The sequence below is a fragment of the [Rhizobium] kunmingense genome, assembly GCF_977018605.1.
Genome location: NZ_CDRNXG010000002.1, coordinates 85,005 through 109,556, shown reverse-complemented (window position 1 = coordinate 109,556; position 24,552 = coordinate 85,005). Strand labels below are relative to the sequence as shown.

Annotated in this window: 23 protein-coding genes; 7 read left to right on the top strand and 16 right to left on the bottom strand. The window is 62.3% G+C overall.

The features are described from left to right. Positions 1 to 2: 2 nt before the first annotated feature. Together pdxA and AC0JZ4_RS18835 are read left to right on the top strand one after the other, a co-directional pair. Positions 3 to 962, top strand: a complete 960-nt coding sequence (pdxA, locus tag AC0JZ4_RS18840; protein WP_471888039.1) for a 4-hydroxythreonine-4-phosphate dehydrogenase PdxA — start codon at positions 3 to 5, stop codon at positions 960 to 962. Continuing rightward, positions 959 to 2,080, top strand: coding sequence for an iron-containing alcohol dehydrogenase (locus AC0JZ4_RS18835; protein WP_471888038.1), 1,122 nt, complete (start codon positions 959 to 961; stop codon positions 2,078 to 2,080). Before pdxA ends, AC0JZ4_RS18835 begins: the two co-directional genes overlap by 4 nt. 95 nt (positions 2,081 to 2,175) lie before the next feature. On the opposite strand, the gene AC0JZ4_RS18830 is transcribed toward AC0JZ4_RS18835, so the two are convergent. The 3 genes from AC0JZ4_RS18830 to AC0JZ4_RS18820 form a co-directional block, all read right to left on the bottom strand. Then, a complete protein-coding gene (locus AC0JZ4_RS18830) occupies positions 2,176 to 2,514 on the bottom strand; it encodes an HNH endonuclease (RefSeq protein ID WP_471888037.1) in 339 nt (112 codons plus the stop codon). A gap of 144 nt (positions 2,515 to 2,658) precedes the next feature. Next, on the bottom strand, positions 2,659 to 3,363 hold the full coding sequence (locus tag AC0JZ4_RS18825; RefSeq protein WP_471888036.1) for a FadR/GntR family transcriptional regulator: 705 nt from the start codon (positions 3,361 to 3,363) through the stop codon (positions 2,659 to 2,661). A gap of 2 nt (positions 3,364 to 3,365) precedes the next feature. Further along, the gene (locus tag AC0JZ4_RS18820) at positions 3,366 to 4,394 is read right to left on the bottom strand and encodes a four-carbon acid sugar kinase family protein (protein ID WP_471888035.1); all 1,029 of its coding nucleotides are present in this window, start codon (positions 4,392 to 4,394) and stop codon (positions 3,366 to 3,368) included. Positions 4,395 to 4,527: 133 nt separating this feature from the next. Here AC0JZ4_RS18820 and AC0JZ4_RS18815 point away from each other — a divergent pair, with 133 nt between their 5' ends. After that, on the top strand, positions 4,528 to 4,749 hold the full coding sequence (locus AC0JZ4_RS18815; RefSeq protein WP_471888034.1) for a hypothetical protein: 222 nt from the start codon (positions 4,528 to 4,530) through the stop codon (positions 4,747 to 4,749). Positions 4,750 to 4,769: 20 nt separating this feature from the next. On the opposite strand, the gene AC0JZ4_RS18810 is transcribed toward AC0JZ4_RS18815, so the two are convergent. The 10 genes from AC0JZ4_RS18810 to AC0JZ4_RS18765 form a co-directional block, all read right to left on the bottom strand. Next, complete coding sequence (locus tag AC0JZ4_RS18810) at positions 4,770 to 5,357, bottom strand: peroxidase-related enzyme (RefSeq protein WP_471888033.1); 588 nt, start codon at positions 5,355 to 5,357, stop codon at positions 4,770 to 4,772. Beyond that, positions 5,354 to 5,842: a CMD domain-containing protein gene (locus AC0JZ4_RS18805; protein ID WP_471888032.1), complete on the bottom strand. Its 489-nt coding sequence runs from the start codon at positions 5,840 to 5,842 to the stop codon at positions 5,354 to 5,356. Before AC0JZ4_RS18805 ends, AC0JZ4_RS18810 begins: the two co-directional genes overlap by 4 nt. Positions 5,843 to 5,907: 65 nt before the next feature. Then, on the bottom strand, positions 5,908 to 7,110 hold the full coding sequence (locus AC0JZ4_RS18800; RefSeq protein ID WP_471888031.1) for an NAD(P)/FAD-dependent oxidoreductase: 1,203 nt from the start codon (positions 7,108 to 7,110) through the stop codon (positions 5,908 to 5,910). A gap of 83 nt (positions 7,111 to 7,193) precedes the next feature. Then, the gene (locus AC0JZ4_RS18795; RefSeq protein WP_471888030.1) at positions 7,194 to 7,853 is read right to left on the bottom strand and encodes a VOC family protein; all 660 of its coding nucleotides are present in this window, start codon (positions 7,851 to 7,853) and stop codon (positions 7,194 to 7,196) included. After that, positions 7,850 to 8,647 carry an ABC transporter permease gene (locus AC0JZ4_RS18790; protein ID WP_471888029.1) on the bottom strand — a complete coding sequence of 266 codons (798 nt, stop codon included), beginning with the start codon at positions 8,645 to 8,647 and terminating at the stop codon, positions 7,850 to 7,852. The genes AC0JZ4_RS18795 and AC0JZ4_RS18790 overlap by 4 nt, the downstream gene beginning before the upstream one ends. A gap of 3 nt (positions 8,648 to 8,650) precedes the next feature. After that, positions 8,651 to 9,514, bottom strand: coding sequence for an ABC transporter permease (locus tag AC0JZ4_RS18785; protein ID WP_471888028.1), 864 nt, complete (start codon positions 9,512 to 9,514; stop codon positions 8,651 to 8,653). Positions 9,515 to 9,579: 65 nt separating this feature from the next. Then, positions 9,580 to 10,629: a substrate-binding domain-containing protein gene (locus AC0JZ4_RS18780; RefSeq protein WP_471888027.1), complete on the bottom strand. Its 1,050-nt coding sequence runs from the start codon at positions 10,627 to 10,629 to the stop codon at positions 9,580 to 9,582. A 55-nt stretch (positions 10,630 to 10,684) separates the two neighbouring features. Then, positions 10,685 to 12,664 carry a hydantoinase B/oxoprolinase family protein gene (locus AC0JZ4_RS18775; protein WP_471888026.1) on the bottom strand — a complete coding sequence of 660 codons (1,980 nt, stop codon included), beginning with the start codon at positions 12,662 to 12,664 and terminating at the stop codon, positions 10,685 to 10,687. Further along, a complete protein-coding gene (locus tag AC0JZ4_RS18770; protein ID WP_471889031.1) occupies positions 12,661 to 14,718 on the bottom strand; it encodes a hydantoinase/oxoprolinase family protein in 2,058 nt (685 codons plus the stop codon). Before AC0JZ4_RS18770 ends, AC0JZ4_RS18775 begins: the two co-directional genes overlap by 4 nt. Before the next feature lie 17 nt (positions 14,719 to 14,735). Next, positions 14,736 to 15,833 (bottom strand): ABC transporter ATP-binding protein, encoded by a 1,098-nt coding sequence (locus AC0JZ4_RS18765; protein WP_471888025.1) that lies wholly within the window; start codon positions 15,831 to 15,833, stop codon positions 14,736 to 14,738. 210 nt (positions 15,834 to 16,043) lie between these two features. Between AC0JZ4_RS18765 and AC0JZ4_RS18760 the strand changes: the two genes are divergently transcribed. After that, positions 16,044 to 17,081, top strand: a complete 1,038-nt coding sequence (locus AC0JZ4_RS18760) for a LacI family DNA-binding transcriptional regulator (protein WP_471888024.1) — start codon at positions 16,044 to 16,046, stop codon at positions 17,079 to 17,081. Between the two features lie 40 nt (positions 17,082 to 17,121). Here the strand turns inward: AC0JZ4_RS18760 and AC0JZ4_RS18755 are convergent, their stop codons facing one another. The 3 genes from AC0JZ4_RS18755 to AC0JZ4_RS18745 form a co-directional block, all read right to left on the bottom strand. Then, a complete protein-coding gene (locus AC0JZ4_RS18755; RefSeq protein ID WP_471888023.1) occupies positions 17,122 to 18,162 on the bottom strand; it encodes a zinc-dependent alcohol dehydrogenase family protein in 1,041 nt (346 codons plus the stop codon). Between the two features lie 94 nt (positions 18,163 to 18,256). Further along, positions 18,257 to 19,819: a hydantoinase/oxoprolinase N-terminal domain-containing protein gene (locus tag AC0JZ4_RS18750; RefSeq protein WP_471888022.1), complete on the bottom strand. Its 1,563-nt coding sequence runs from the start codon at positions 19,817 to 19,819 to the stop codon at positions 18,257 to 18,259. Further along, positions 19,816 to 20,895, bottom strand: a complete 1,080-nt coding sequence (locus AC0JZ4_RS18745; protein ID WP_471888021.1) for a DUF917 domain-containing protein — start codon at positions 20,893 to 20,895, stop codon at positions 19,816 to 19,818. Before AC0JZ4_RS18745 ends, AC0JZ4_RS18750 begins: the two co-directional genes overlap by 4 nt. Positions 20,896 to 21,051: 156 nt before the next feature. Here AC0JZ4_RS18745 and AC0JZ4_RS18740 point away from each other — a divergent pair, with 156 nt between their 5' ends. The 3 genes from AC0JZ4_RS18740 to AC0JZ4_RS18730 all read left to right on the top strand — a co-directional run bounded on the left by AC0JZ4_RS18740 (position 21,052) and on the right by AC0JZ4_RS18730 (position 24,485). Continuing rightward, positions 21,052 to 21,996 (top strand): AroM family protein, encoded by a 945-nt coding sequence (locus AC0JZ4_RS18740; protein ID WP_471888020.1) that lies wholly within the window; start codon positions 21,052 to 21,054, stop codon positions 21,994 to 21,996. Positions 21,997 to 22,182: 186 nt separating this feature from the next. Then, positions 22,183 to 22,863: an AroM family protein gene (locus AC0JZ4_RS18735; protein WP_471888019.1), complete on the top strand. Its 681-nt coding sequence runs from the start codon at positions 22,183 to 22,185 to the stop codon at positions 22,861 to 22,863. A 32-nt stretch (positions 22,864 to 22,895) separates the two neighbouring features. Further along, a complete protein-coding gene (locus tag AC0JZ4_RS18730; protein ID WP_471888018.1) occupies positions 22,896 to 24,485 on the top strand; it encodes an ABC transporter substrate-binding protein in 1,590 nt (529 codons plus the stop codon). The last annotated feature ends 67 nt before the right edge of the window (positions 24,486 to 24,552 follow it).

The following is a 24,552-nucleotide window of genomic DNA, read 5'->3' as shown; positions in this document are numbered from 1 at the left end:
TCATGAGCAATATCATTGGTATCACCATGGGTGACCCCTGCGGCGTCGGACCGGAAATCACGGTTCGGGCGTTGGCCGAAATGGGCGAGGCGGACCGCGCCGCCACCCGTATCTACGGCAACCTGCCGACGCTGGAAGCGGCCCGCAAGGCGCTGAACGTCGATATCGATTTGACCGCTTACGTCGTCGATCTGCCGATCGAAGGTGCGCCGCTGCCCTGGGGCACGCTGTCGCCGGTTGCCGGTGATGCGGCCTTCCGTTTCATCGAAAAGGCGGTGCGCGATGCCGAAGCCGGGGTGATCGGTTGCGTCGTCACGGCCCCGATCAACAAGGAAGCGCTCAACCTTGCCGGCCACCATTACGACGGCCATACCGGCATGTTGCGCAGCCTGACGAAATCGGCAGCGGCCTATATGCTGCTGGCCTCGGAAAAGCTGAAGGTCATCCACGTTTCCACCCACGTTTCGCTGCAGGAGGCGATCCGCCGCGCGACGACAGAGCGGGTGCTGGCGACCATCAAGGCAGGCGATGATCACCTGAAGCGCACCGGTTATGCCGCTCCCCGCATCGCGGTTGCCGGCATCAATCCGCATTGCGGCGAAAACGGCCTTTTTGGCACCGAAGATGACGAGCAGATCGCACCGGCAGTGGCTGCGGCGCGTGCCGAAGGCATCGATGCATATGGTCCGATTTCGGCCGACACCGTGTTCCACCGCGCCTATTCCGGCGCGTTCGATCTGGTGGTCGCGCAGTATCACGATCAGGGCCATATCCCGATCAAGCTCGTCGCCTTCGATACGGCGGTGAACGTCTCCGTTGACCTGCCGATCGACCGCACCTCGGTCGACCATGGCACGGCCTTCGACATTGCCGGCAAGGGCATCGCCAACCATGGCAACATGCTGGAAGCGATCGCCTATGCCCGCAAACTGGTAACCGGCGGAAAAGGGGGCAAGGCATGAGCAGCGCCCCCGTCATCATCCTGCATCAGCCCAAGCGGCTGATCGTCGGCGCTGGCACGGTAGGCGAGGTCGGCCCCTGGGCCGGCGACGTTTCCTCGACGCTGGTGATCGCAACGCCGATCACCGCCGGTTTTGTCGACCGTCTGAAACTGCCGGGCAAGGTCGCCCTGTTCGACGCCATTCCGGGAGAGCCGGAAATCGCCACGCTCGATGCGGCGCTCGCTGCCGCGCGTGCGGCCAAGCCCGATCTCGTCGTCGGTCTCGGCGGCGGCTCGGTTATGGATGTCGCCAAGCTGGTGGCCGCCCTTTGGGATGGCGAACAGACGCTGGCCGATGTTGCCGGTCCCAACAAGGTGGTCGGACGCCGAACGCGTCTGGCGCAGATCGCCACTACGGCCGGCACCGGTTCGGAAGCGGGCATCCGCTCGCTGATCACCGATCCGGTCAAGGGCAACAAGATTGCCGTCGAAAGCCCACATCTGATTGCCGATCTCGCCGTGCTCGATCCGGAACTCACCTATTCGGTGCCGCCGGCCGTGACGGCTGCGACCGGTGTGGATGCCATGGCGCATTGCGTCGAGGCGTTTACCAGCAAGCGTGCGCATCCCATGATCGACGGGTTTGCCCGCATGGGTTTTTCGCTCGTCGGCAAGTTTCTGGCCCGCGCGGTGAAGGACGGATCGGATCGTGAAGCTCGTGAAGGCCTGATGCTGGCCTCCTATTACGGCGGCATCTGCCTTGGGCCGGTCAACACGGCGGCGGGCCATGCCATCGCCTATCCGCTCGGCACGCTTCTGCACCTGCCGCACGGCCTCGCCAACGCCATCGTGTTTCCGCATGTTCTGGCCTTCAATCAGCCGGTGGTGGCGGACAAGACGGCGGAAGTGGCGGAAGCGCTGGGTTTTGGAAAAGGCCTGTCGCAGGCTGATCTCAGTGGTGCGGCGCATTCATTTTGTGCCGGTCTCGGCATCGAGATGTCGCTTGCCAGGCATGGTGCGAACGAAGAAGACCTGCCGCGCTTTGCCGCCGATGCGCATGCCATCCGAAGGCTGATGGACAACAATCCTGCCGACATGAGCGTCGAGGACGTTCTGGCGATTTACCGGGCCAGCTTCTAAGAAGCTGGTTTGGAGGAGGGAGGCGGTGCGAGCGATCGTGCCGCCTTTTTTACACCTAGCCCGGTTTTCAGATGCTCGGGGCTGGGCGACGTCTCTTATCTCCGTCCTCGACCCTGCTGCGATTCCTTTGCCGAGCCGGAGAAGCCGGCAGGCTTGCTTTTTACCCAGGCAACGAATTTCTGGATGTCGGGATTTTCGAGAATAGCCTCGATCGTCGAAAATGTCTTGGCGAGTTGCGCATTCGTGAAGATGGCATGGATCTGGTCATGGCACACCCTGTGCAGCAGAACGGTCTGCTTGCCGCCCTTGCTTTTTGGAACAAGGTGATGGGCATCTTCGTCGCCAACCGGGATCACCCGTTCGCACAAGGGGCAAAGCGTCGGCTCCGGCTCCTCCTGCGACGAAGCGAAATCCTCTCTGATCTTGCGGGCCATCGGTCTTTCGCCATTTCTTGTAAAGGATAGATGCTGGCGCTCATATCGCTCTCATCGATACGGCCTCCATGCCGCCAGATACCGCTTCTGACGCGGGGCAGCAACGATATTTCGAAAACAGCCTATCCGGGCGATGCCTGAAGACTATTGATGCGACGACTGAAACAGCCGTTCGCGCGAACCCTTCAAATGCTCCAGCATCAGGCGTCGCGCTTCGTCCTCGTCACGGTTGGCAATGGCTGCCGCAATCGCTTCGTGTTCGCCGAACACGCGGGTGAGACCGGAGGCTTCCCGCTTGATCGAGGCCCCGTGAAACTTCATGCCGACGGCAATGTGGTCTTTCAACGCTTCCATGGCGGTCGAAAAATAGTTGTTCTGGGCGGCGCGGGCGATGGCGAGATGAAACTGGAAATCGGCATCCTCGCGGTGCGACTGGCGGTTGGTCGCGTCGCGCAGCAGTTCCAGCGCCTGTCGGATTGCCTTCAGGCTGTCGGCATCATGGCGGGTGGCGGCAGCAGCAGCGGCGGCCGGTTCCAGCGTCAGGCGGAACTCGTAGCAATTCAAAAGATCGGCAACGTTTTCCAGCTGGCCGAACCCGAGCGGGTTTCTGAGACCCGCGGAGCGCACAAAGCTGCCCGCACCACGGCGGGAATAGATCAGGCTCTGGTCGCGCAGACGCTTCAGCGCCTCGCGGATGACCGGTCGCGACACCTCGAATTCGGCGGCAAGATCATGTTCGGTCGGCAGGCGTTCGTCCGGCTTGTAGGCGCCGGATTTGATGGCGCGCAGCAAGCGCTCGAACACGATGTCGGCCAGCCCCTTGCGGGCAACTCCGGTTTCCAGTCCCATCTTCAAACCGCCCTCCCCAGGACCATGTCCGCGATCTCCTTCAACGTATCCGGCCCGCCGAAGCCGCCCGACTTGGCGATGATGCAGCGCCCCTCGCTGGAGGCAAGACCTAATCCCGGCAGGCATTCGCCGTGCAACGTGAAGCGCGACACGTCAAGCGCGCGCATGACCGCTTCTGCCGTTGCACCGCCGGAGAGAAGCAATGTGCCGTCGTAACCGGCGAGACTGTGCTTGAGGCGCTCGGCCAGCATTTCCGAGACCAGTGTCGGGTTGATTTCCGTTTCACCCGGCGTTGCCTGAACCAGGGTCAGCGCCGCATCGGCATCCGGCGTTTCCGTAACCTGACCATTCGGTGCGACCAGATAATCGAGGTCATGGCCGGCGCGCAATGCTTCCACCTGCGCGAGCGTGATCGGATCGCGTGAGCCGATCACGAAGGCGGCGCGGCCGATCGGGATTTTTGCCGGTTGCGCATCAGGCATTCCCGTCATGCGTCGCGCCAAAGCTTCGGCGAGCCCCCGCGCACCGATCAAAAGATCGGCGTCACCATTCAGGGCCGCATCAAGCACCGCATCCATGTCGGCGGATGTAAGAGTGTCGGGCATGACGGCTCGCGCCGCATGAAGCCCTAGCTTGTCGGCAATCGCAATCGGTGTATCGACGCCAAAGCCGGCAACGCAACCACCGGCGACGATACGGCCGAATTCCGGAATTGCCGGTGCGACGAGCGCGTGGGAAAAAGGGATCGCATCGAGCTCAGCGGCGATATTGCCCTTGAGGCGGGAATCGACCTTCTTGAACAGCAGCGTACCGACAGGCAGGAGGGCCATCACGGTGGCGGTTGCCTCGCGCGCCTGATCCGCGGCAATTTCACGGGTATTGAGATTGATGGAGATGACGTCCGTGCCGTCCGCAAGGATGCTGGCGATCGCATCCCGGTTGAGAGCAACCTCGGCGCGAAGTCCACGTCCGGCAAAGGGCGCAGCGGAATCGAGCGCGCCAGTCAGGTCATCCGCAAGAATGGCTAGCATCCGGTCTCCGCCTCTCCCATGTTGTAATCTTTATACCACGGAAAACCTCTTAATTGTCAACATAACTTAACCCACACATGACAAATGCGAAAGGAGAGGAAGCAACGCTCCCTCCGCCGGTCTGAGAGGGAGTTTGCCCAGCAATACGCTGTACCGCTACACAGATCACGGCAATCACGGCGCATGCCGGCTGACTGCGCGCGAGCTTTTCGGCTTCGATCGTTTTCACATTCACAGGACGCTGAGCGACTATGACAAGGGTTCATCGCCGATGGTCTGCACGTCGAGATCCAGCGCTGGCATGCTGCGCCGGATCAAGGGCCTCGATCATCCAGCAAGCCCGATCAACTGCTGAGCGGTTGAATTGCCTTGCAGCTAGTTCTGCGGCTCTGGGCGAAATGGCTCGCCCAGCGTATGCATCAGCCGGTTGGCCCAGCCGAAGATAGCGGTCGAGAGGATCAGGTCCAGGATTTTCAGTTCATCAAGACCGGCAGCCTTGAGGCGGGTCATGTCCTCTTCGGTGGCCATGGGTGGAAATGCCGACAGCCTGACCGAGAAATCGAAGATCGCCTGCTCGCGCTCAGGCAGCTTCGCCGCTGTCTCATTGGCGAAGATTTCCTCGACGATCCCGGTGGTCTTGGTCGCCTGATTGTAATGGCGGGCATGCACCGCGATGCAATAGATGCAGCGGTTGACGATGGAGGAACCGATGGCACCGAGTTCACGGCTGCCGCGATCGAGCCCGTCGCGGCCATACATGATGCCGTTGAAAAGCGGCGAGCGATGCAGCAGCGATTCCGGATCATGCGCCAGTGTCAGCACGTAGTCGGAAATCTTCTTGTTGGCCGGCGTGATCTTCATCGCCTCCATCTGCTCGGCCGTCGCATCCTCGAGCCTGACAGGCGTGACGAAGGGCCGCCAGTCGAGAACCTCGGTTGTGTAATCGTGGACGGCGTCGCTCATCGGGTCATCTCCATAAGGCGCAGGCCGGCGACGAGGCGGGCCTGATATCCGAGAAAGGCGGCAAGCTCGGCAAGCCGAACGATATCCGCATCGCTGACACCTGCGGCAAGAAGCCCGTCGATATCGGCTTTCGTTGCAGTGCGGGGACGGCAGGTCAGCATGTCGGCATGATCGAGGACTGCCTGCAGCCACGGATCATCCGATTTTGCATCGGCATCGACAAGGCCGACGAGATCATAGAAATCCTCGCATCGGGTGAAGTGCTCGTAATAGTGATCCTTCATCCTGACATCGCCGAGGCGTTCGGACGCACGAACAGCGATGAGCGCCCGCAGCGCATGGGTCAGGCCACCCGGCTCGGCCGGCGTCAGCACGGCCTTGCGGCTTGCCTCCGTCAGCGCCAGCAACTCGGCTCTGCGCGCCAGCAGCTGCTTCAGCCTGTCATCGGCCACGTCGTCGACCAGGGTTTCGATCAATTCAGTCATCGTCAATTCTCACAAGGGAAGAATGGGCCGCCTGGGCTTGGAAGGCGACCGGTTGTCGGAAGCAGTCACACTTCGCGGCTGTCCTTTAAACGGTACCAAGGCAGGATGAGGCGGGCGAAGCGGGAGACGAGCGAATGAAAAGGCACCGGCATGGGCGCGGTTGGCCTTAGCGCCAGCGCCTCGTCCGGAACGCCGTCTATCGCATCCGCGAGAACCGGCCCCATGGCGCAGGCAAGCGCCAGACCGCGACCGTTGCAGCCGATCCAGGCGCACAGTCCGTCATTGCGCCGGTGCAGACGCGGCAGGCGATCGACTGTCATGGCGATACGGCCGCCCCAGAACGAGGTCATAGGGTTGTCCGGCAGCGCCGGAAACATCTCCTTCAGACTTTTTCCGACCATTTTGGGCAAACGTCGCGAGGCGGCAATCTGGATGGCAAGCGCCCCACCAGAGACGAGCCGCCCGTCGCGGGTCTTGCGGAAGTAACGCAGGTCCATGCGAGTATCGGACGACGCTTCGTCGTTCGGCAATATTTCGTTGGCAAGCTCCCCGAGCGGCTCCGTTCCCGCCTGGTAGGAGGTAACCGGCACGATGGAACGGGCAAGCTCCGGCCAGAGGTCGCCGGTGTAAGCCGCTGTCGCCAGCCCGACTTTTTTCGCACGGATCCGCCCCTGCGGCGTTTCAACGACCCAGCCGTCATCCCCGTGCACGAGACCCATTGCTGGGCTGTTTTCATAGAGCGTGACGCCTTCCGACGCCGCGGCGCGCGCAAGTCCGACGGTGAAGGCATAGGGGTTGATATGGCCACCCCGACGGTGTTCCCAACCGCCGTAATAGGCATCGGTGCCCAGGCGCCGTGATACCTCGACGGCGGTCAATACTCCGGTCTCGGCACCGCTTGCCGCCCACTGGGCGGCAAGGCCCGCGACCCGTTTTGCCCGGCCCGGTGTATGTGCCGGCTGAACCCACCCGTTCCGCCGCGCATCGCAATCGATGTCGTAGCGTTCCACCAGATCATAAAGCTGGTCGGCGGCGCCTTTCACGAGGGCGATGAAGCGCTCGCCACGTTCACCGGGCCAGGCTTTTCTCACCGCATCCGGCCCGTGGCGGGTGAGCGCGGAAATTACCTGGCCGTTGGCGCGGCCGGACGCCCCGTAACCGACACGGACCGCTTCCAGCACGATCACGCGACGGCCACGGCGGGCCAGTTCAAGCGATGTCGAAAGGCCAGAAATGCCGCCACCGATGATGACGACATCGGCCTGCATTTCGCCGTTCAGGGAAGGAGCCTCGAATTGTTCACGCGATAGCGACATCCACAACGACGAAGGTTTATCTGCAGGCCACGAGGTCATGCGACAACGATCTCCAGTTCGATGCCGCATGTTTCGCGAAAGTCGAAAAACATCGCCTGAGCACCTGACAGGACGAGCCTGCCGCTGCCGGCCGAGACCGTGACGCCCTTGCCGCTCTCCTCTCTCGGCAGTCTCGACACCGATGCCGCCTGCGGCATGGTGATGGAGATGAGACGGGACGCGCCGTTGGCATGCACCAGCGTGTCCGGCAGCCAGAGAATATCCGCCGTGTGGTGCTGGCAGACAAGGCATTGCAGGCCGGGCGTGGCTTGCGGATTGATGCGGGCAACGGAGAAACGCAGCTCCCCCGCTGCCGTCATCCGCGAGAAATGCCGCACCGGCTCGGCGGCAATAGCGGCCGATGCAAGTTCAATGACCGACGCATCGATATCAACGCTGCCAAGCGCGATGCCGCGAATACCCGCACCGTCAGACAGCAGCTTTCGCCATGTCGCATTGGCATCCGTCTCGGCGACGATGCCCATGATCTCGATATAGCTGCCGTCGAGCATGACACAGCGGTTGGCGGTGCCCATGGCAGCGCTGTGCAGTGCCTTCGGTGTGACCTGAAAGCCGGCGCGTTCGAACGCCTGCCCCGCGGCGTCGAGATCGGCCACGAGGACGACAACGTGATCGAGGGCCAGCGACAAACTCATCCGGCCACCGTCATCTTCTCGATGCCGTAGACGCGGTCGACGACGATGAGCGCCACGACGGCCAGCAGCAATTGCAGGGTGCTGAGTGCCGCGATCGTCGGGTCGAACTGGTTCTCCATATAGCTCAGCATGACGACCGGAAGCGTGTTGGTGCCGGCGCTGCCGAAGAAATAGCTGATCGGCAGGTTGTCAAAGGAGGTCAGGAAGGAAAACAGAGAGCCCGCCATGATGCCGGGGCGGATGAGCGGCAGTGTCACATGCCAGAAGGTCAGGAGCGGATTGGCGCCGAGAATGGCCGCCGCCTCCTCATAGGAGCGCGGCATGCCGGCATAAACGCCGGCCACTGTGCGCACGATATAGGGCAGGCAGACAACCGTATGAGTGATCAGCAACGCCGAGAATGAAATGCCGACGCCGAGCCAGGAGAGAAAGAACAGCGAGGCGAAACCGATGACGATCATCGGCATGGAAAGTGGTGAAAGCAGAAAAGTCATCACCGCGCTCGCCCACGCGCTGCGGGAGCGCGCCAGGTAGATGGCGGCAGGCACACCGATCAGACAGGAGGCGAGCGTCGCACCGATGGAGATCTGGAAGCTGACGATCAGCGCATCGATGAACGGCTGGTATTCGAAGATCCGCGCAAACCATTTCATCGACCAGCCGGGGATCGGGAACGAGACGTAGCCGGCGGAGGTGAATGATACGACGACGACGATCAGGATCGGCGCCAGCATGAAGACGAAGAAGAGCACAACGAAGGCGGCAAGGCCGATATTGATCCAGTCGCGTTTCATCGGTCAGGCTCCCTTGCGGCGCACGAGGCGCAATTGCAGGAACAGGCAGGCGACGGCGATGACCAGAAGAATGGTGCTCATGGCGCTCGCCATGCCGAAATCGCGCGTCGTGTTGAACTGCTGGTAGATCATCAGCGGCAGGGTCTGCATGCCGCCACCGAGAAGCACCAGCGTGACGAAACTGCCATTGGCGATCATGAACACGAGGATGGCGCCGGTGCCTATGCCATCGAGCGACAGCGGCAGCGTTACCTCGAAAAAGGTGCGCAGCCGGTTGGCACCGAGGATTTTTGCCGATTCCTCCAGCCGCGTATCGATGCCCTGAAGCACGGTGGCGATGGACAGAACCATGAAAGGCACCAGCACATGGACAAGCGCGGCAATCGCAATTTCCGGCGAGTTCGTCAGACGCAGCGGGGCGGAGAGAATACCGAGCTGGTCGACGAGCAGATTGTTGACGAGGCCGCGGCGGGCAAACAGCACCTGCCAGCCGAATGTGCGCATGATGATCGAGGTCAGAAGCGGCGCGATCAGCAGGAAGATGATCAGGCCAGCCCATCGTCCGGCCTTGCGGACGAGAAAATAGGCGACCGGATAGCCGATCAGGATCGAGATCACCGTGACGCCAGCGGACAGGAGCACGGTCTGGGCGATGATGCCAAGATAGAAACTGTCGGTCAGCAGAGAAACATAGCGCGACAGGGTGAAGCTGCCGTCACCGTCGATCACGCTGCGCATGCCGTTGTCGAAAAGCGGCAGGACGAAGAACACGGCAAGAAACAGCACCGCCGGCAGCGCCAGAAGATGCGGCGTCAGCAGCCGGTGGCGACGGCCTGTCGGGGCCTGTTCTACGCTGGTCTGGCTCATGGTTCCCTGTCCGTTTGGCAGTTGGCGGGCTGCGCCGCTTGAAGGCGCAGCCCTTCCTTTTTGTCTTAGCGGCCGATCTCGCGGTTCCAGCGATCGACCCATTCGTTGCGCACCTCGGCGATCTGCTCGTAGGGCGGGAAGGCGGTGTTCTGCCAGGGCGTGATGCGCGGCTTCAGCTTTTCGCTGTAGACGACGTCAGTATTGGTCACGCCGTAGTTCATGATGTCGGCGAACTTCGTCTGGTTCTGGGCATCCAGCACTTCGTTGATATAGTCCCAGGCCAGAGGATTGGCATTCTTCGGCTTCTGCACGGCGACACCGTTCAGCGAGCCGCCTTCTTCCGGGTTGATGAAGTCGATCCAGGTGGCGCCGCTGTCATAGTGGTTCCAGGTGCGACCATCGAAATAGATGCCGCAATCGGCCTCGCCCGAAGACAAGTGGTTGAAGAAGTCGTTCGGCCCGCCCCAGAAGACGAGGTTGGACTTCATCTTCTCCATGGCCGCAAAGAACGGATCGACATTATCGACACCGCCGCCAAGCGCCTTGGCCATGGCCCAGATCAGCATGATCGGGGTGACGGCATAGGAGATCGATGGAACGGAAGCGACGAGATCGCCAGAGGCCACGCGATCGACGAATTCGGCAAACGACTTCGGCGGGTTCGGCACGCGTTCCTTGTGAAAGGTGATGCCGCCGACGCCGTAGTCGAACAGCGTACCCTTGCCCATGACGCTGTCGGTCAGTTCCTTCGGGATCTTGGCGAGGTTCGGCAGCTTGTCGACGGTAAAGTCATCGACCAGATCGGCCTTGGCGGCGGTCAGCGCCAGGTCCGGCGTCATGATCAGAACGTCGACCGGCGGCTTGGCCGCATTGGCCTCGACCTGCGCCAGCCACTGCGGCGGGCCACCGAGCGAGACGTTTGCCTTCGCCTTGGTCTTCGCCTCGAAAGGCGCGACGAAGCAGGTACGCACGGCCTCTTCCCACACGCCGCCGAAGGCCGTGACGGTAATTTCGCTCGCCTGCGCATTCGCCAGGCGCGGCAGGCCGCCCGTGATGAGGCCCGCGCCAAGTGCGGCGCTGCCACCGAGGAAGTGTCTTCTCTTGATTATCGTCATCGCGTTTCTCCAAGGCTGGAATGAGGTGACATCGGGAATTCAGTTACACGCGTCTTCAGAAGCTGCCGGCCGCAGCCTCCAATTTTTGCCGGGCCGCGTTAACGGCCGCGGCGCTGGCCGCGATGCGCGGAAAACCTTCCGGCAGTTCGGCAAGCACGGTATCGAAAATCTCCCGGCGGCGGCGTTGGCGAACGGCCCCCGGAAGCGCCACCAGACCGCGATTCAGCCTGTCCATGACGCCGGCCGGAAAAGCTTCGTCCCAGCGTTCACGCTCAGCCCCTTGCGCGATTGCGGATGTGCTCGCACCCATCGCCTTGCGCAGAGCCTCGGTCTTGGCTGCATCCACTGCATCACCGACGATCGCCACGCCATAATCGCTTTCGGCGGCTCCCGCCGTGACGAAACCGTTGGTCACGTCCTTGAGCACGGCCTGCGGGTCACGGCTGGCCGGATCGCCCCAGCCACCGGCGCCCGGCGTCAGGAAGGTGACGGTATCACCGGTGTTGACGGTCAGTACATCGATCTTGCCTAGATGGCGTTCGCGCTCCGTGCCGCGGTTGAGAATGAGCTGGCCCGGCATTCCGGGCTTGCCGCCGTTGGAACCCCATGGGCGGAAAAGAAGCCGTTCGAGGCCGCGGCCCAGCACGTTCGAGTCGTCAGTCAGCACACGGAAGGTCAGTTCCATGCCGCAGCCGCCACGCCACTGGCCGGCACCGCCTGAATCGGGGCGAAGCGCATAAGTGGAAATCTCGATGCCGAGTTCCGCCTCGACCGTTTCCACCGGGTTGTTGGCGAGGTTGGAAATGCCGCTGTCGCGACCGTCGATACCGTCGCGACCCTTGCGCGCGCCGGTGCCACCGATCATCGGCTCGACCACCTGCACACGTCGGCCGCCATGGCCATCCGGCTCCGCCATGACGACGGGGATGACAGTGCCGGAGGAGGCCGCCGGCATGACATCCGGAAGTGCCTTGCCGAAGGCACCGTTCAGCACGTCGTTGACGCGGATCGCCGCCGCATGGCGCACGCCGACGGCTGCCGGCTCCTGCGGGTTGACGAGGCTGCCTTCCGGTGCCGTGATCCTCACCGGCGTCAGCATGCCGACATTGAGCGGCGTCGTCGGATCAAGCGTGTTGACCAGCGCCAGAACGCGCAATGTCAGCCAGGCATGCGGACGGCCGCGCGAAGGGATGTTCATCGCGGTCGCGACCTGCGGGTCGGTGCCGGTGAAATCGAGATGCACCTCGCCGTCCTCGAACGTCGCCGAAAGCGCGATGCGCACCGGCAGGCGGCTTGCCGCGTCGTCGTCGAGATAGTCCGAGAAGCTGTAGGTGCCGGCCGGCACGCGCTTGATTACCGTGCGCGCTTTTTCCGCCGAATAGGCGACGAGATCGACTGCGGCGGTGGCAACCGTTGCGGCACCATGCTGGGAAATCGTCTGCTCCAGGCGGCGGCGACCGGCAGCAAGGGCTGCCAGCATGGCGCGGATATCGCCCATGTTTGCGTCCGGCGTGCGGCTGTTGGCATTGAGGAACAGCGCGACGTCGGGATTGAGTTCACCCTTCTTCATCAGCTTGACCGGCGGAATGCGCAGGCCCTCCTGGAAGATTTCCGTATTGACCGGCGAGATGCTGGACGGCACGCGTCCGCCGACATCCGAGCAATGCACGAAGCACCAGCCATAGGCGACGATCTCGCCCTCATGGAAATAGGGTTCGATCATGTGCAGGTCGGGCAGATGGGTGGCAAGACCTTCCGAACGATAGGGATCGTTGGTGAGGATGACATCACCCGGCTCCAGCGGGCAGACGGCCGCAATCGACGGCGCGCATTCCAGGCCGACGAAACCGGACACGCCGATGGAGCGCGGATAGGCGAAGAAACGACCGTCGAGGCCCGCAAGCGCGCAGGCGAAATCGGCAGTTTCCTTGACATAGAGCGTGCGGCCAGTGCGCTGCAGCGTCAGGCACATTTCCTCGCTGACGGCCGCGAGCTTGTTGCCGAGAATGGCGAGCGTGACGGGATCAAGCTTCATTGCGCATGTCTTTCGAGATGGAGGTTTCCAAGGGCGTCAGCACGCGCCGACCAGCCGGGAAGCAGAACGGTCGTCGTGTCATCCTGCTCGATGATGGCAGGACCTTTGATCCGGTCGCCGGCGCCAAGTGCGCTACGATCATAGACGCCGGCCGAGACCCATTTGCCGCCGCGGAACAGCGGCCGCTCGCCCTTGGGCGACGGATTGCCATTGCCGGCCGCGATTTCAGGCTGGGTGATGTTTTCGGTAACGCCGACCACGGCAAGGCGAACAGTCCCGAGTTCGACCTCCGTCTGCGTATCGCGAAAGCCGTAAATGCGCTCGTGTTCGAGATGGAAGGCTTCCGAGATCGAGGCGGCATCACGGGCATTTTCATCGAGCTTGACGCGCAGCTCATAGGCCTGACCGGCGTAACGCATGTCGGCACCACGTTCGAAGCGACGTGTCTGGCCGGCGTCACCTTCCCGGTCAAGCCAGGCTGACCCTTCATCCTCCAGCTCCTTCATCACCTCGAGCATCAGGGCAGCACTCGTCTCATCGACGGCGCGGCGCAGGCTGCGGACGAAATCGCGGCGCAGGTCGGCAGCCGCCGCCCCGAGCGCGCAGAACGTGCCGGCTGCGGGCGGGATGACGACGCGGCCGATACCGGCCTCTTCCGCCAGAAGATTGGCATGGGTCGGACCGGCACCGCCGAAGGGCACGAGCGCGAAGGCAGCGGGATCGAGACCGCGCGAGGCAAGCGTCTTGTAGAGTTCGGTCGCCATGCCGGCCGTAGTCACGGCAAGCGCGCCTTCGGCAGCAAGCGCTGCGCCATCGTCACCGATCAAACCAATGCGATTTCCGACTTCAGCAAGGGCCGCGCGCGCGGCATCTATGTCGAGCCGCATGCGGCCACCGAGAAAGCCGGCCGGGTCGATATAGCCGAGCGCCAGGTAGCAATCGGTAACGGCAGGCTGCGTGCCACCGCGACCATAGGAGACAGGACCGGGCATCGCACCGGCGCTCTGTGGGCCGACCTTCAGGAGACCGTGGTCATCGACCCAGACGATCGAACCGCCACCAGCGCCGATGGCCGATACGTCGACGACCGGCAGAACCAGCGGCAGGCCGCCGATATCGGTGCGGGTTGCAAGCTCGGCCGAACCGGCCTGCGCAACGGCGATATCGGAAGACGTGCCGCCCATGTCAAAGGTGATGATCGACTTCACGTCGGCCGCCTGCGCCAGACGCGCCGCCGCCATGACGCCGGACGCAGGCCCGGACAGAATCGTTTCGACCGGGCGCTCATCGGCGGAAACGAGGCTGAGCGAACCGCCGTTCGAAGCCGTGACGAGGATCGGCGCAACCACGCCATCGCGTTCAAGGCCCTTTTTCAAGCCGGCGAAATAACGCTTCATCAGCGGCTGGATATAGGCGTTGAGGCAGGCAACCAGCGTGCGCTCATATTCGCGGATTTCCGGCCAGATGGCGGCAGCAGACGTAATCGACAGACCGCCGGCCTTTTCCGACAGCCTGCTTGCCATGCCGATTTCGACCGAAGGCGTCGTATATCCATTGATCAGCACGAGCGCCGCAGCATCCACGCCAAGCGCCTTGAGTTCAGCGGCCACACGATCCAGCTCGGCCTCATCGGCCGCCTTGGTGACTTCGCCATGTGCCGAAAGGCGGGCATCGATCTCGACGATGCGCAGGCGCGGCACCAGCGGCTCTTCCTTGCTTGCATGGAAATCGAAGGAGGACGGCATGCGGCTGCGGGCGATTTCGAGAATGTCGCGATAGCCCTTGCTGACGACCAGCGCGATCGTCGCACCTCGACGCTGGATGATCGCGTTGAGGCCGATCGTCGTGCCATGCATCAGCGTGCCGACATCCGCCGATGTCATGCCCGCCTTTTTCAGAAGGCTCTGCAAGCCTTCGATCAGCGCCCGCGAAGGTTCGTCCGGCGTCGAAGGCTCCTTGTAATAGGTCAGGCTGCCGTCTTTCGGGTTGGACAGCACGAAATCGGTAAACGTACCGCCGACGTCGATCCCGATGCGAGCACCAGTGTTTGACATATTCGTCACTTTCAAAATTACTCCGCGCTGACGACGACGCCGTCCTGCGGCGCCCAGTCGAGCGTCACGGCCTGGCCGGGATGATAGGTGGTGGCGCCGAGCGGGCCATCGGCCTGCCGGTAAACGAAAAGTTCGCGTCCGAGGGACGGAACCTCGACCTGATAGGCAGCATAATTGCCACGGAAAACCGCCCCGACGATACGCCCGGCAAACCCGGCAACGCCCTCGCCGTGCTTGAACGCGATGCGCTCCGGGCGCACGGAAAGGAGCGCCGCCTGATCAACACACTGCGGCTCCGGCAGAGGCAGATTGACAGCACCCTGCGGTCCGTCGACGGCAAGTGCCTTGCCGCCATCGGCGACCTTCCCTGCGAAAATGTTGGATGTCCCGAGAAACTCCGCCACGAACCGGCTTTTCGGCCTGTCGTAGATATCTGTCGGCGCACCAATCTGCAGGATTCGGCCACCATTCATGACAGCCACCTGATCGGCCATAGACATGGCCTCTTCCTGATCATGCGTGACCAGAAGGGCTGTGATGCCGAGGCGCTGCTGCATGCCGCGAATTTCGAACTGCATGCTCTCACGCAAGGACTTGTCGAGCGCTCCGAGCGGCTCGTCGAGAAGGAGCACCTTGGGATTGACCACCAGCGAACGGGCCAGCGCCACGCGCTGCTGCTGGCCGCCGGAGAGTTTTGACGGATAGACGTCTCCCCTGCCCTGCAGCTGCACGAGATCGAGCATTTCAGCAACCTTGCCGTTACGCTCCGCCTTAGACATGCCGGCCATGCGCAGGCCGAAACCGATGTTTTCGGCGACCGTGCGATGCGGAAAGAGGCTGTAGTTCTGGAACACCATGCCGAGCCGGCGCCTGTGCGGCGGCAGAGCGGATATCTCCTCTGCGCCTATCTTCACCGATCCGCTATCCGGCATCTCGAAACCCGCAACCATGCGCAGCGTCGTCGTCTTGCCGCAACCGGAAGGACCGAGTAGCGCCACCAGTTCGCCGGCCTTGACGGTAAGATCCAGATTGCGAACCGCTGCAACCTTGCCGTAGGATTTGTGAATCCCGGCCAGCGAGAGCCCGTTTCCAACCTGATCTTTTGCAACCGTCATGAATAGTTCCCGAGATTTTCGACATTCAAGGAATGCGACACAAGCGAGTTCCCATTTGTCTTTTGTAGCGCTACAATATTCTCAAGCTGCTTTCTGTCAAGGATCGCTTTTCTCAATTTGGCGCCATTTGAAGCACTGCATATTTTGCAGTCATCAGTCCTTGAAATTAAGCACCCGATTGCATGTAGAGCAAAGGTCAGGTCCGGCCAGATGGTAACACAGACAGACACTTCCACGATCACGATGCAGTCCGTGGCATTGGCGGCCGGCGTTTCGCCAATGACCGTGTCGAACACCTTCCGCTATCCGGAGCGCGTCCAGGAAGAGACACGCAAACGCGTCCTTCAGGTTGCATCCGAACTGGGCTACGTGCCGAACCACGCGGCCGGCAATCTCGCCTCCGGCAGCAGCCGCGTCATCGGCGCCGTCATTCCATCGATCAAGAACTCCAGCTTCTACAATTACGTTCGCGGCATGCAGGACCATGTTGGCGAACACGGTTACCAGCTCGTTCTCAAACTCGCCGACAGCCGCGCTCAGGAGGCGGCAGCAATCCGCACCTTTGTCGGCCTTCGTGTCGCGGGCATCGCACTGGTGGGTGACGAACACGAAGCCGACGCACTGACGCTTCTGTCAAAGACCGGCGTGCCATTGGTGGAATCGTGGGTTCACGAGAACCCGTTCGACATGGCCGTCGGCTATTCGACCACGGATGCGACGAAAGCCATGGTTCAGCTTCTGATCGACCAGGGATACCGGCGGATCGGTTTCGTCGGATATGACGGTGAGGTCTCGCATCGCTTTGCCGAACGCGTGCCTGCCTTCCGGCAGATAGTGGAAGCAGCCGGGCTTGAAAGCCACAGGATCGTCCTCATCGATCAGGCCGACGGCTTCGGCGCCGGACCGAAAGCGCTGGAGGGTCTCTGCCGGATCGATCCCGATCTCGACGCGATCATCTGCCCGACCGACATCGTTGCCGCCGGCGTCCTTTTCGAATGCGGTCGCCGGGGCTGGAAAGTGCCCGAACGGATCGCGGTGGCCGGCTGGGGCGATTACGAAATCGCCTCGGAAATCACGCCCGGCCTCACCACGGTGCAACCACACACCTATGAGATGGGCCGCAGCGCCATGGCCCTGGTCATCGGACGGGCGACGGGAAGCGGTGAACAGGACACGTCCCACGGCACGACGCACGACACCGGCTTCCATCTCGTGATCCGCGAAAGCACAGGAAGTGCGAAGCGGTAGGCGGCGACAGACGAAGTCTCAAGCCGCCGCCTTCACCACCTCAGAAACTCGTGATCACGGCGATTCCGGGCGTTTCGGCCTTGTCGAGATTGACCAGTTCGGTCACGCCTTCGGCAAGGCTCACCCGCTTGGCGATCAGTTGCTGCGGCGCCATCTTGCCGGCGGTGATCATCGCCAGCATGGCGTCGTAGCGCCACGCCTGCATGCCGTGGCTGCCGTATATTTCCAGTTCATGACCGATAACCTGCGCCATCGGGATCTGCGGCGCCGAATGGGCACCCAGCATCAGGCCCACCTGAACGTGACGGCCGCGACGGCGCAGGTTCTTGATCGAGTTGAAGCAGGTTGTGGGGTGGCCAAGTGCATCGATCGAGACATGCGCGCCGCCCTTGGTGATCTCGCGCACGGCCTCCACCACATCCGGCACGGAGCTGCCATTGATGGTGGCGGCGGCACCGCATTGGCGGGCCATTGCCAGCTTGTCTTCGGTGAGGTCGATGCCGATGACGTTGGCCCCAAGCGCCGTGGCGATCATGATTGCCGAGAGGCCGACGCCGCCGCAGCCATGGACGGCCACCCAGTCGCCGGGGCCGGTGCGAGCCTGATCGGCAACCGCGCGGAAGGAGGTGGCGAAACGGCAGCCGAGGCTTGCGGCCGTCGCATCGTCGATCTCTTCCGGCAGATGCACGAGGTTGGTGTCGGCGTAGTCGATCGCGACATATTCGGCAAACGAGCCCCAATGGGTGAAGCCGGGCTGGAATTGGTCCGGGCAGACCTGCTGGTTGCCGGAATGGCACTCGGCGCAGTGGCCGCAGCCGGAAACGAAAGGAACGGTAACACGATCGCCGACCTTGAAGCGCATCACACCCTTGCCGGTCGCCACAACCTTGCCGGCCAGTTCATGGCCCGGCACATGCGGCAGCTGGATATCGGGATCATGCCCCTTCCAGCCGTGCCAGTCGCTGCGGCAGAGGCCGGTTGCGCCGACCTTGATCACAACGCCGCCGAAGGTCGGCTCGGGATCAGGCAGTGTCCTGATCTCGGGCATCTGTTCGAACGCTTCGTAATACATGGCCTTCATGACGTATCCTCGCCTGTTCGGTATGAAAAAGTCCCCGATCCTCAATGAGGTCGGGGACATTGATTTTTTGTTACGTTAGCGCGGTGGGCTGCGTTTACGAAGCCTGTTTCTGCTGGTCTTTCATGAAGGCGATATCGCCGACAACGCGAACGCGCACACGGCGGGCATCACCGGGCAGGTAGGCGATCGGGATGTCTTCCGTATCCAGCGTGACGATCGACTTGGGATCGGCACCCGCCTCGATGGCGCGCTCGCGGGCGATACGGTCGGCTTCGGCAATCGCCTTGTCGCGTGACAGATCGGAGAAGACCTGATCGACTTCGCCGGAGACCTGCGCCATGGCTGCACCCAGTGCGTTGGCAACGCCGGCATGTTCGACGCGCAGCACTTCGCTCGCACCTTTGAGCTTTTCCGGGATGAGGAAGGCACCGCCGCCGACGGCGATCAGGCTGACGCCTTCGGCCGAGGTCTTCATCCGGTCGACGCCGTCTTCCACCATGGCTTCGATGCGCTTCAGGAGGTCGGCGACCATCGCCTTGTCCAGATGCTTGACCCGGTCACGGTCGCCGATTTCGACCAGGCCTGCGGCCACGGCAACGTCGGTCGTGGTCAGTGTATCGCCGCCGAAGACGAGCGCCTTTTCGGTGATGCGATAACCGACCGAGCGCGGCCCGATCTTGCGGGTTTCCGGATCGATGATCGTGCCGCCGCCGAGTGCCATGGGCAGAAGATCGGGCATGCGGAACAGGGTGCGCACACCGCCGACTTCCACCACGTTGTTGGCTTCACGCGGAAAACCACCGACGAGGCAGCCGATATCGGAGGTGGTGCCGCCGACATCGATGACCATGGCTTCCTTCAGGCCGGTCAGGAAGGCCGCGCCGCGCATGGAGTTGGTCGGGCCCGACGCGAAGCTGTAGACCGGGTTGGCCGCAGCGACATCCGCCAGAACCACGGTGCCGTCGTTCTGCGTCAGGAAGAAGGGCGCGTTGACGCCTGCCTGCACGAGGGCGTCCTTGAAGGCGTCGATCGTCTTGCGGCCGAGACCCTGAAGGGCAGCGTTCAAGAGCGTGACGTTTTCGCGCTCCAGAAGACCGATGCGGCCGAGCGTGTGCGACAGGGTGATGCGCGCCTCAGGCATGATCGAGCGGACGATCTCTGCTGCTTCCAGTTCGCATTCGGCGGTCAGCGGCGAAAAGAGCGCCGTGATGCCGACGGAAGTTATGCCGGCGTCGCGGATCTTCATCGCCGCATCGCGGATTTCGTCGCGGGCCAGCGGCACGAGCGGGCGACCGTCATATTCATGGCCGCCATGGACCATGAAGGACAAGGGATCGACGCTTTCACGCAGATCGTCCGGCCAGTCGACCATCGGCGGCAACGAAGCGCCGGCCGGCATGGCGATACGGATCGCAGCGATGCGCTCCAGACGCGCACGCTCGACGACGGCATTGGTGAAATGCGTCGTGCCGATCATCACCGCGTCGATCGGAGAGGCCCCCGCCGGCTGCGCCTTGACGACGTGACCGATGGCGTTGACCACGCCCTGCATGACATCCGCAGTGGTGGGAAACTTGATGGCTGAGATTACCTTCTCACCATCGATGAGCACGGCATCCGTATTCGTGCCGCCTACGTCAATTCCGATCCGCTTCATGCTGCAAACACCGATTTGAAATCAAGGTCATATCCGAAGGCACGCGGGCCGACATGCTCCAGCCCCTTCGGCGTGGTGAGCACGTGCGGCGCAGGCAGGGCCACGACCGTGACGCGCTGGCCGTAACGCACCGTTTCCGTGCCGATTGCTTCGCCCGAGACGGTGTCGAGCAGGCAGATCAGGTCCGGCGTCATGGCGATAGGCTGGCCGTCGCGGAAGGCGACTGCCCATTCGTTCTGGAAGGCAAGTTCGACCTTGGCGCCGCGATCCGCGTCGAGACCCTCGATATGGGCGGCACCGCGCAGGAAGCCGCCGGTCGTGGTGCGGTCGACATCGGTGATCTTGCCTTTGAACAGGGTGAGGCCACCTTCATGGGCGAGCACCGCTTCGACCGGATCCGTATGGGCGGCGCGGGCTTCGAGTACTGCGCGGCCGAGGCTGGTGGCCTTGGTGACGGTGTGGAGCACGCCCCATTCCTTCACTTCCTTGCCGGTGCGCGGCGCCTTGCAGGTGGCCGAGGTGGAGCCGACCTCGGTGCAGATCTTGCGCGAGATGCGCTCCATCCACTTCCAGGAAGCGGCCTTGGCGACGATCGCCTCGTTATCGCGGCAATCGACCAGCGTCAGCGGGTACATCGGCAGGTCGCCGATGGCAAAGCTCGTCATCTGCGCTTCCGGATAGGCGCGGCCCATCGCATCGGCGTCTACGACCGGAATGTCCAGCATGGCGGCTGCGAGGAAAGGCGAAAGCGCGTTGCCACCACCGATCTCGACGCTCATGACGGCGCGGAACTTGCGGCCGGTATATTCCTCCATCAGCTGCATGGCGCGGGCGAGATGGGCCGGATCGACGAGACGCTCCTGGCCGACGAGCGGGGCGCCCATCTTGGAGACGACCGCTACGGCATCGCCGTCATCGAGCGCGAGCGGGTCGATCAGCTTGATGCGCTTGCCTTCCTTGTAGAGCTTTTTCAGGTTGAGCTGAGCGAGATACGGGCTGCCACCGCCGCCCGTACCCAGAATCCAGGCGCCCACCGCGAGCGGATCAATCTCGCTCTCATCAAAATCACGGATCATGTTTACCTCCGAAGAATGTGCTAGAAACTAGCCACGAGCGGTCTGCGCTGCCTATAGGGGACTGCCCCTAGAATGAGCTTGCCTTGTTTTTGAGCATCGCTAGAAGGGGAGTTGGAAAGCATCGAGAGGATCACGTCACTGAGCGCCAGGAAGGACATGCCGACGTCGGCGACGCTACCGTCGGCCAATGCCGCGACGCGCTATCGGGTGATGTTCTTGAGCGTCGGCCAGTCGCCGCGCGCCGACATCATCGACGAGATGCTGGAAAGCCTCGACATGCCGATCGATGCACTTGAAATCGGCGCGCTCGACGGTCTGTCCAAGGCTGAAATCGACGAATTCAAGGTAAGGCCGGGTGAACCCAGCATCGTCACCCGCCTCGCCGATGGCAGCGATGTCGTCATTTCCAAGCCGCGGATCACCGAGCGCATGTCGCAGATAGCTGCTGAATTTCAGCCGCATCAATTCGATCTCATCGTCATCCTCTCGACCGGCCTTTTTCGCGATTTTGAAAGCACCTGCCCAACTGTGAACGCCCAGCGGGCCATGGAATCCATGGTGATTTCGCTCGCCGCCCACGGCTCTGCCGTCGGCCTTATCCAGCCGCTGGCGCAGCAGGTCGACGAACTCGATATTCCCGCACTCGCTCCCTACAAGATCACCGCAAGCTACGCCGCCGATGGGGACAAGCGACTGCTGGCCAGTGCCCTCGTAGACCTTGCCGATTGCGAAATCATCGTCCTGAATTCCGTCAGCTTTACCGAGGCAGACCGGCAGATGGTGGCCAAGGCGAGTGGCAAGCCGGTAGTGCTTGCAAGGCGCATCATCGTCTCCGCAATAAGGCTGCTTCTGCTCGGCACCCATCCGGTCGCCGCCCCCGGTGTTTCGCCGGAATTCGAGGAGAAGCTGCAGCGGTTGACGCCGCGTGAACGCCAAGTTCTGTCGCTTGTGGCTGAAGGGCTTTCCAACAAGGCGATCGCAAGGCAGCTCGGCATCAGCCCCAAGACGGTGGAGATCCATCGCTCGAACGTGATGGGCAAGATGGAGGTCAATTCCGCCAACACGCTCATCCGCATGGTCGTGGCCGCGGGACATCCTTGACAACTTTTCTGTCGATTGACGAAATTTCCATCAACATTTTGGACAAATCGCGAAATTTGCCGAAAAATGAGGCATTAAAATAAGCGCGGATTCGGGATCGCCTAGGGGCATTACCCTATAGTGAATGCGCCACCGCCAACGGTAGGCTCCCTGTCATAGAGACATCACAAAGGGACCTCGGACCGCATGCCTTCCCCCTTCAAGATCGCCTTCGTCACCATCGGCCAGACACCGCGTATCGACGTGGTGCCGGAAATGATGGCCGACATCACGCTGGGTCTGCCCGAAGGCCGGATCGAGTATAAGGAGTTTGGAGTTCTCGACGGCATGAGCGCTGAGGAACTCGACGACATCAAGGCCCGCGACGGCGAGCATTCCTTTGCCACGCGCCTTGCCAATGGCGAAGAGATCGTCTCCTCCAAGCCGCGCACGGAAGAAAAGCTCAACATCCTCCTACAGGGCATCGACCAGCAGGGTTTCGACCTGATCGTCCTCCTGTGCACCGGCACCAGGATCGATCCGCTCAACAACACGCTGGTGGTCGAGGCACAACGTATCGTCGATTCGACCGTCGAGGCGCTGGCCGCCTCCGCCCGCCAGCTCGGCGTCATCCTGCCGCTTGAGCGCCAGGTGAAGGACTTTGCCGAGCGCCACGTCTTTTCCGGATCCCCGAGCCTCGTCTCTGCATCCCCTTATGCGGGTGACGACATGGCGGAGAAGGCGAAGATGCTGGAAGGCTGCGATCTCGTGGTCATGCATTGCATGGGCTATTCCAAGGAAATGCTCGACGCCACCCGCGAGAGCATCAAGGCCCCCGTTCTTCTGTCCCGCCGCCTCGTTGCCGGCGTCGTCCGTCAAATGATCTGACCACCAAGCACATCCATAAGAGAGGGAACGAAATGTTCGGTACTGTGATCAGGAATATCGCTCTGGCGGGGCTTCTGGCCTCGTCGGTTCTCGCCGCTCCGGCGCACGCTTTCGAGCGCACGGACAACGGCAATGTCATCGTCTTCGGCGGCCGCCAGGCGATCCCGGTTCTCGACCCGCATATCCGCTACGACTGGTCGACCCGCATGATCCAGCAGGGCGTCTATGACGCGCTGGTCAAATACGAAGGCGATCCGGCGGTTGTGACACCATGGCTCGCCGAAAAGTGGGAAACCAGCGAAGACGGCAAGACCTGGACCTTCCATCTCGTCAAGAATGCAAAGTTTCACAACGGCGATGCCGTGACGGCGGAAGCCGTCCGCTACTCCTTCGAGCGCGGCCTCAAGCTCAACAAGGGTGTCGCTTGGATGCTGAAGGACTTCCTTGCGCCGGAAGGCGTGAGCGTCGTCGACGACTATACCGTCAAGTTCGAGCTGAAAGCGCCCTACGCACCGTTCCTCTCCTTCCTGCCATGGTGGTTCGTCGTGAACCCGGCTCAGGTCAAGGCCAATGAGGTTGATGGTGACTACGGCCAGAAGTGGCTGACCGATAACGAAGCCGGCTCCGGCCCCTTCAAGCTCGGCCGCTGGGAACCGAATGTTCTTTATGAAGTCGAATCCGTCGCCGATTACTGGAAGGGCTGGCCGCAGGGCGAGAACCGTCCGGCCGGCGTGATCTACCGCCTCATCCGCGAGCCCGCCGCCCAGAAGGCAGCGCTCCAGCGCGGCGAAGCCGACATCGTCGAGGGCCTGACCTCCGACGACTACGTGCAGATCGAAAAGGTACCGGGCATCGTCATCCAGAACCACAAGGGCATGACGACCTTCGGCATCAAGTTCAACACCCAGCAAGGCCCGACCGCCGACATCAACCTGCGCAAGGCGATCGCCTATGCGATGGACTATGATGCACTCGTCGGCGTCTATAACGGTGCGGCATCGCTCGAAACCAGCCCGCTGCCGGACGCGATGAAGGGCCATGTCGCAGTGGAAGGCATTCCGCGCAAGGACCTCGCCAAGGCGAAGGAATACTTGGCGAAGTCGGCCTATCCGAACGGCGGCATCACGCTTGATTACGTCCATGTTGCCGGTCTCGAAGAGGCGCGCCGCATCGGCCTAGTGCTGCTCGACAACCTGAAGGAACTGAATATCGGCGTCACCATCAAGCCGGAACAGTGGCCGAACATGGTTGCCGCCGGCTCCAAGGTCGAGACCTCGCCGAACATGACCTCGGTCTTCACCACGCCGATTTCGACAGATCCGGATGCGGTCGCCTACCAGTATCACAAGAACAGCTGGGGCCAGTATTACGCCATGGCGTTCTACGACAATGCCGACGTCTCCTCGATGATCGACAAGGCCCGCGCCTCGACCAACTGGGACGAACGCGCCAAGCTCTATGCCGACATCCAGAAGCAGATCGTCGCCGACCAGCCGGAAGTCTTCGGCATGCTGCAGAACCGCCGCTGGGCCCACCAGAGCTACCTGCAGGGCTTCACCTTCAGCCCGGTTCGCTTCACCGGCGAGGTCGATCTCTATCCGCTGTGGATCAAGGAAGAATAGTCTTCCCCTTCCACCTGATATTGCTTCATCCGGGAGGCGGCCCGCCGCCTCCCTTCTCTACCTGACC

What these genes read in the sequence shown, in the direction of transcription:
- AC0JZ4_RS18820 (WP_471888035.1), bottom strand. Translation starts at nt 4,394, where the DNA reads ATGCTAGCCATTCTTGCGGATGACCTGACTGGCGCGCTCGATTCCGCT.
- AC0JZ4_RS18825 (WP_471888036.1), bottom strand. Translation starts at nt 3,363, where the DNA reads ATGGGACTGGAAACCGGAGTTGCCCGCAAGGGGCTGGCCGACATCGTG.
- AC0JZ4_RS18740 (WP_471888020.1), top strand. Translation starts at nt 21,052, where the DNA reads ATGCCGACGTCGGCGACGCTACCGTCGGCCAATGCCGCGACGCGCTAT.
- AC0JZ4_RS18830 (WP_471888037.1), bottom strand. Translation starts at nt 2,514, where the DNA reads ATGGCCCGCAAGATCAGAGAGGATTTCGCTTCGTCGCAGGAGGAGCCG.
- AC0JZ4_RS18735 (WP_471888019.1), top strand. Translation starts at nt 22,183, where the DNA reads ATGCCTTCCCCCTTCAAGATCGCCTTCGTCACCATCGGCCAGACACCG.
- AC0JZ4_RS18785 (WP_471888028.1), bottom strand. Translation starts at nt 9,514, where the DNA reads ATGAGCCAGACCAGCGTAGAACAGGCCCCGACAGGCCGTCGCCACCGG.
- AC0JZ4_RS18800 (WP_471888031.1), bottom strand. Translation starts at nt 7,110, where the DNA reads ATGCAGGCCGATGTCGTCATCATCGGTGGCGGCATTTCTGGCCTTTCG.
- AC0JZ4_RS18795 (WP_471888030.1), bottom strand. Translation starts at nt 7,853, where the DNA reads ATGAGTTTGTCGCTGGCCCTCGATCACGTTGTCGTCCTCGTGGCCGAT.
- AC0JZ4_RS18755 (WP_471888023.1), bottom strand. Translation starts at nt 18,162, where the DNA reads ATGAAGGCCATGTATTACGAAGCGTTCGAACAGATGCCCGAGATCAGG.
- AC0JZ4_RS18775 (WP_471888026.1), bottom strand. Translation starts at nt 12,664, where the DNA reads ATGAAGCTTGATCCCGTCACGCTCGCCATTCTCGGCAACAAGCTCGCG.
- AC0JZ4_RS18750 (WP_471888022.1), bottom strand. Translation starts at nt 19,819, where the DNA reads ATGAAGCGGATCGGAATTGACGTAGGCGGCACGAATACGGATGCCGTG.
- AC0JZ4_RS18770 (WP_471889031.1), bottom strand. Translation starts at nt 14,718, where the DNA reads ATGTCAAACACTGGTGCTCGCATCGGGATCGACGTCGGCGGTACGTTT.
- AC0JZ4_RS18790 (WP_471888029.1), bottom strand. Translation starts at nt 8,647, where the DNA reads ATGAAACGCGACTGGATCAATATCGGCCTTGCCGCCTTCGTTGTGCTC.
- AC0JZ4_RS18760 (WP_471888024.1), top strand. Translation starts at nt 16,044, where the DNA reads ATGGTAACACAGACAGACACTTCCACGATCACGATGCAGTCCGTGGCA.
- AC0JZ4_RS18805 (WP_471888032.1), bottom strand. Translation starts at nt 5,842, where the DNA reads ATGACTGAATTGATCGAAACCCTGGTCGACGACGTGGCCGATGACAGG.
- pdxA (WP_471888039.1), top strand. Translation starts at nt 3, where the DNA reads ATGAGCAATATCATTGGTATCACCATGGGTGACCCCTGCGGCGTCGGA.
- AC0JZ4_RS18835 (WP_471888038.1), top strand. Translation starts at nt 959, where the DNA reads ATGAGCAGCGCCCCCGTCATCATCCTGCATCAGCCCAAGCGGCTGATC.
- AC0JZ4_RS18745 (WP_471888021.1), bottom strand. Translation starts at nt 20,895, where the DNA reads ATGATCCGTGATTTTGATGAGAGCGAGATTGATCCGCTCGCGGTGGGC.
- AC0JZ4_RS18810 (WP_471888033.1), bottom strand. Translation starts at nt 5,357, where the DNA reads ATGAGCGACGCCGTCCACGATTACACAACCGAGGTTCTCGACTGGCGG.
- AC0JZ4_RS18765 (WP_471888025.1), bottom strand. Translation starts at nt 15,833, where the DNA reads ATGACGGTTGCAAAAGATCAGGTTGGAAACGGGCTCTCGCTGGCCGGG.
- AC0JZ4_RS18780 (WP_471888027.1), bottom strand. Translation starts at nt 10,629, where the DNA reads ATGACGATAATCAAGAGAAGACACTTCCTCGGTGGCAGCGCCGCACTT.
- AC0JZ4_RS18730 (WP_471888018.1), top strand. Translation starts at nt 22,896, where the DNA reads ATGTTCGGTACTGTGATCAGGAATATCGCTCTGGCGGGGCTTCTGGCC.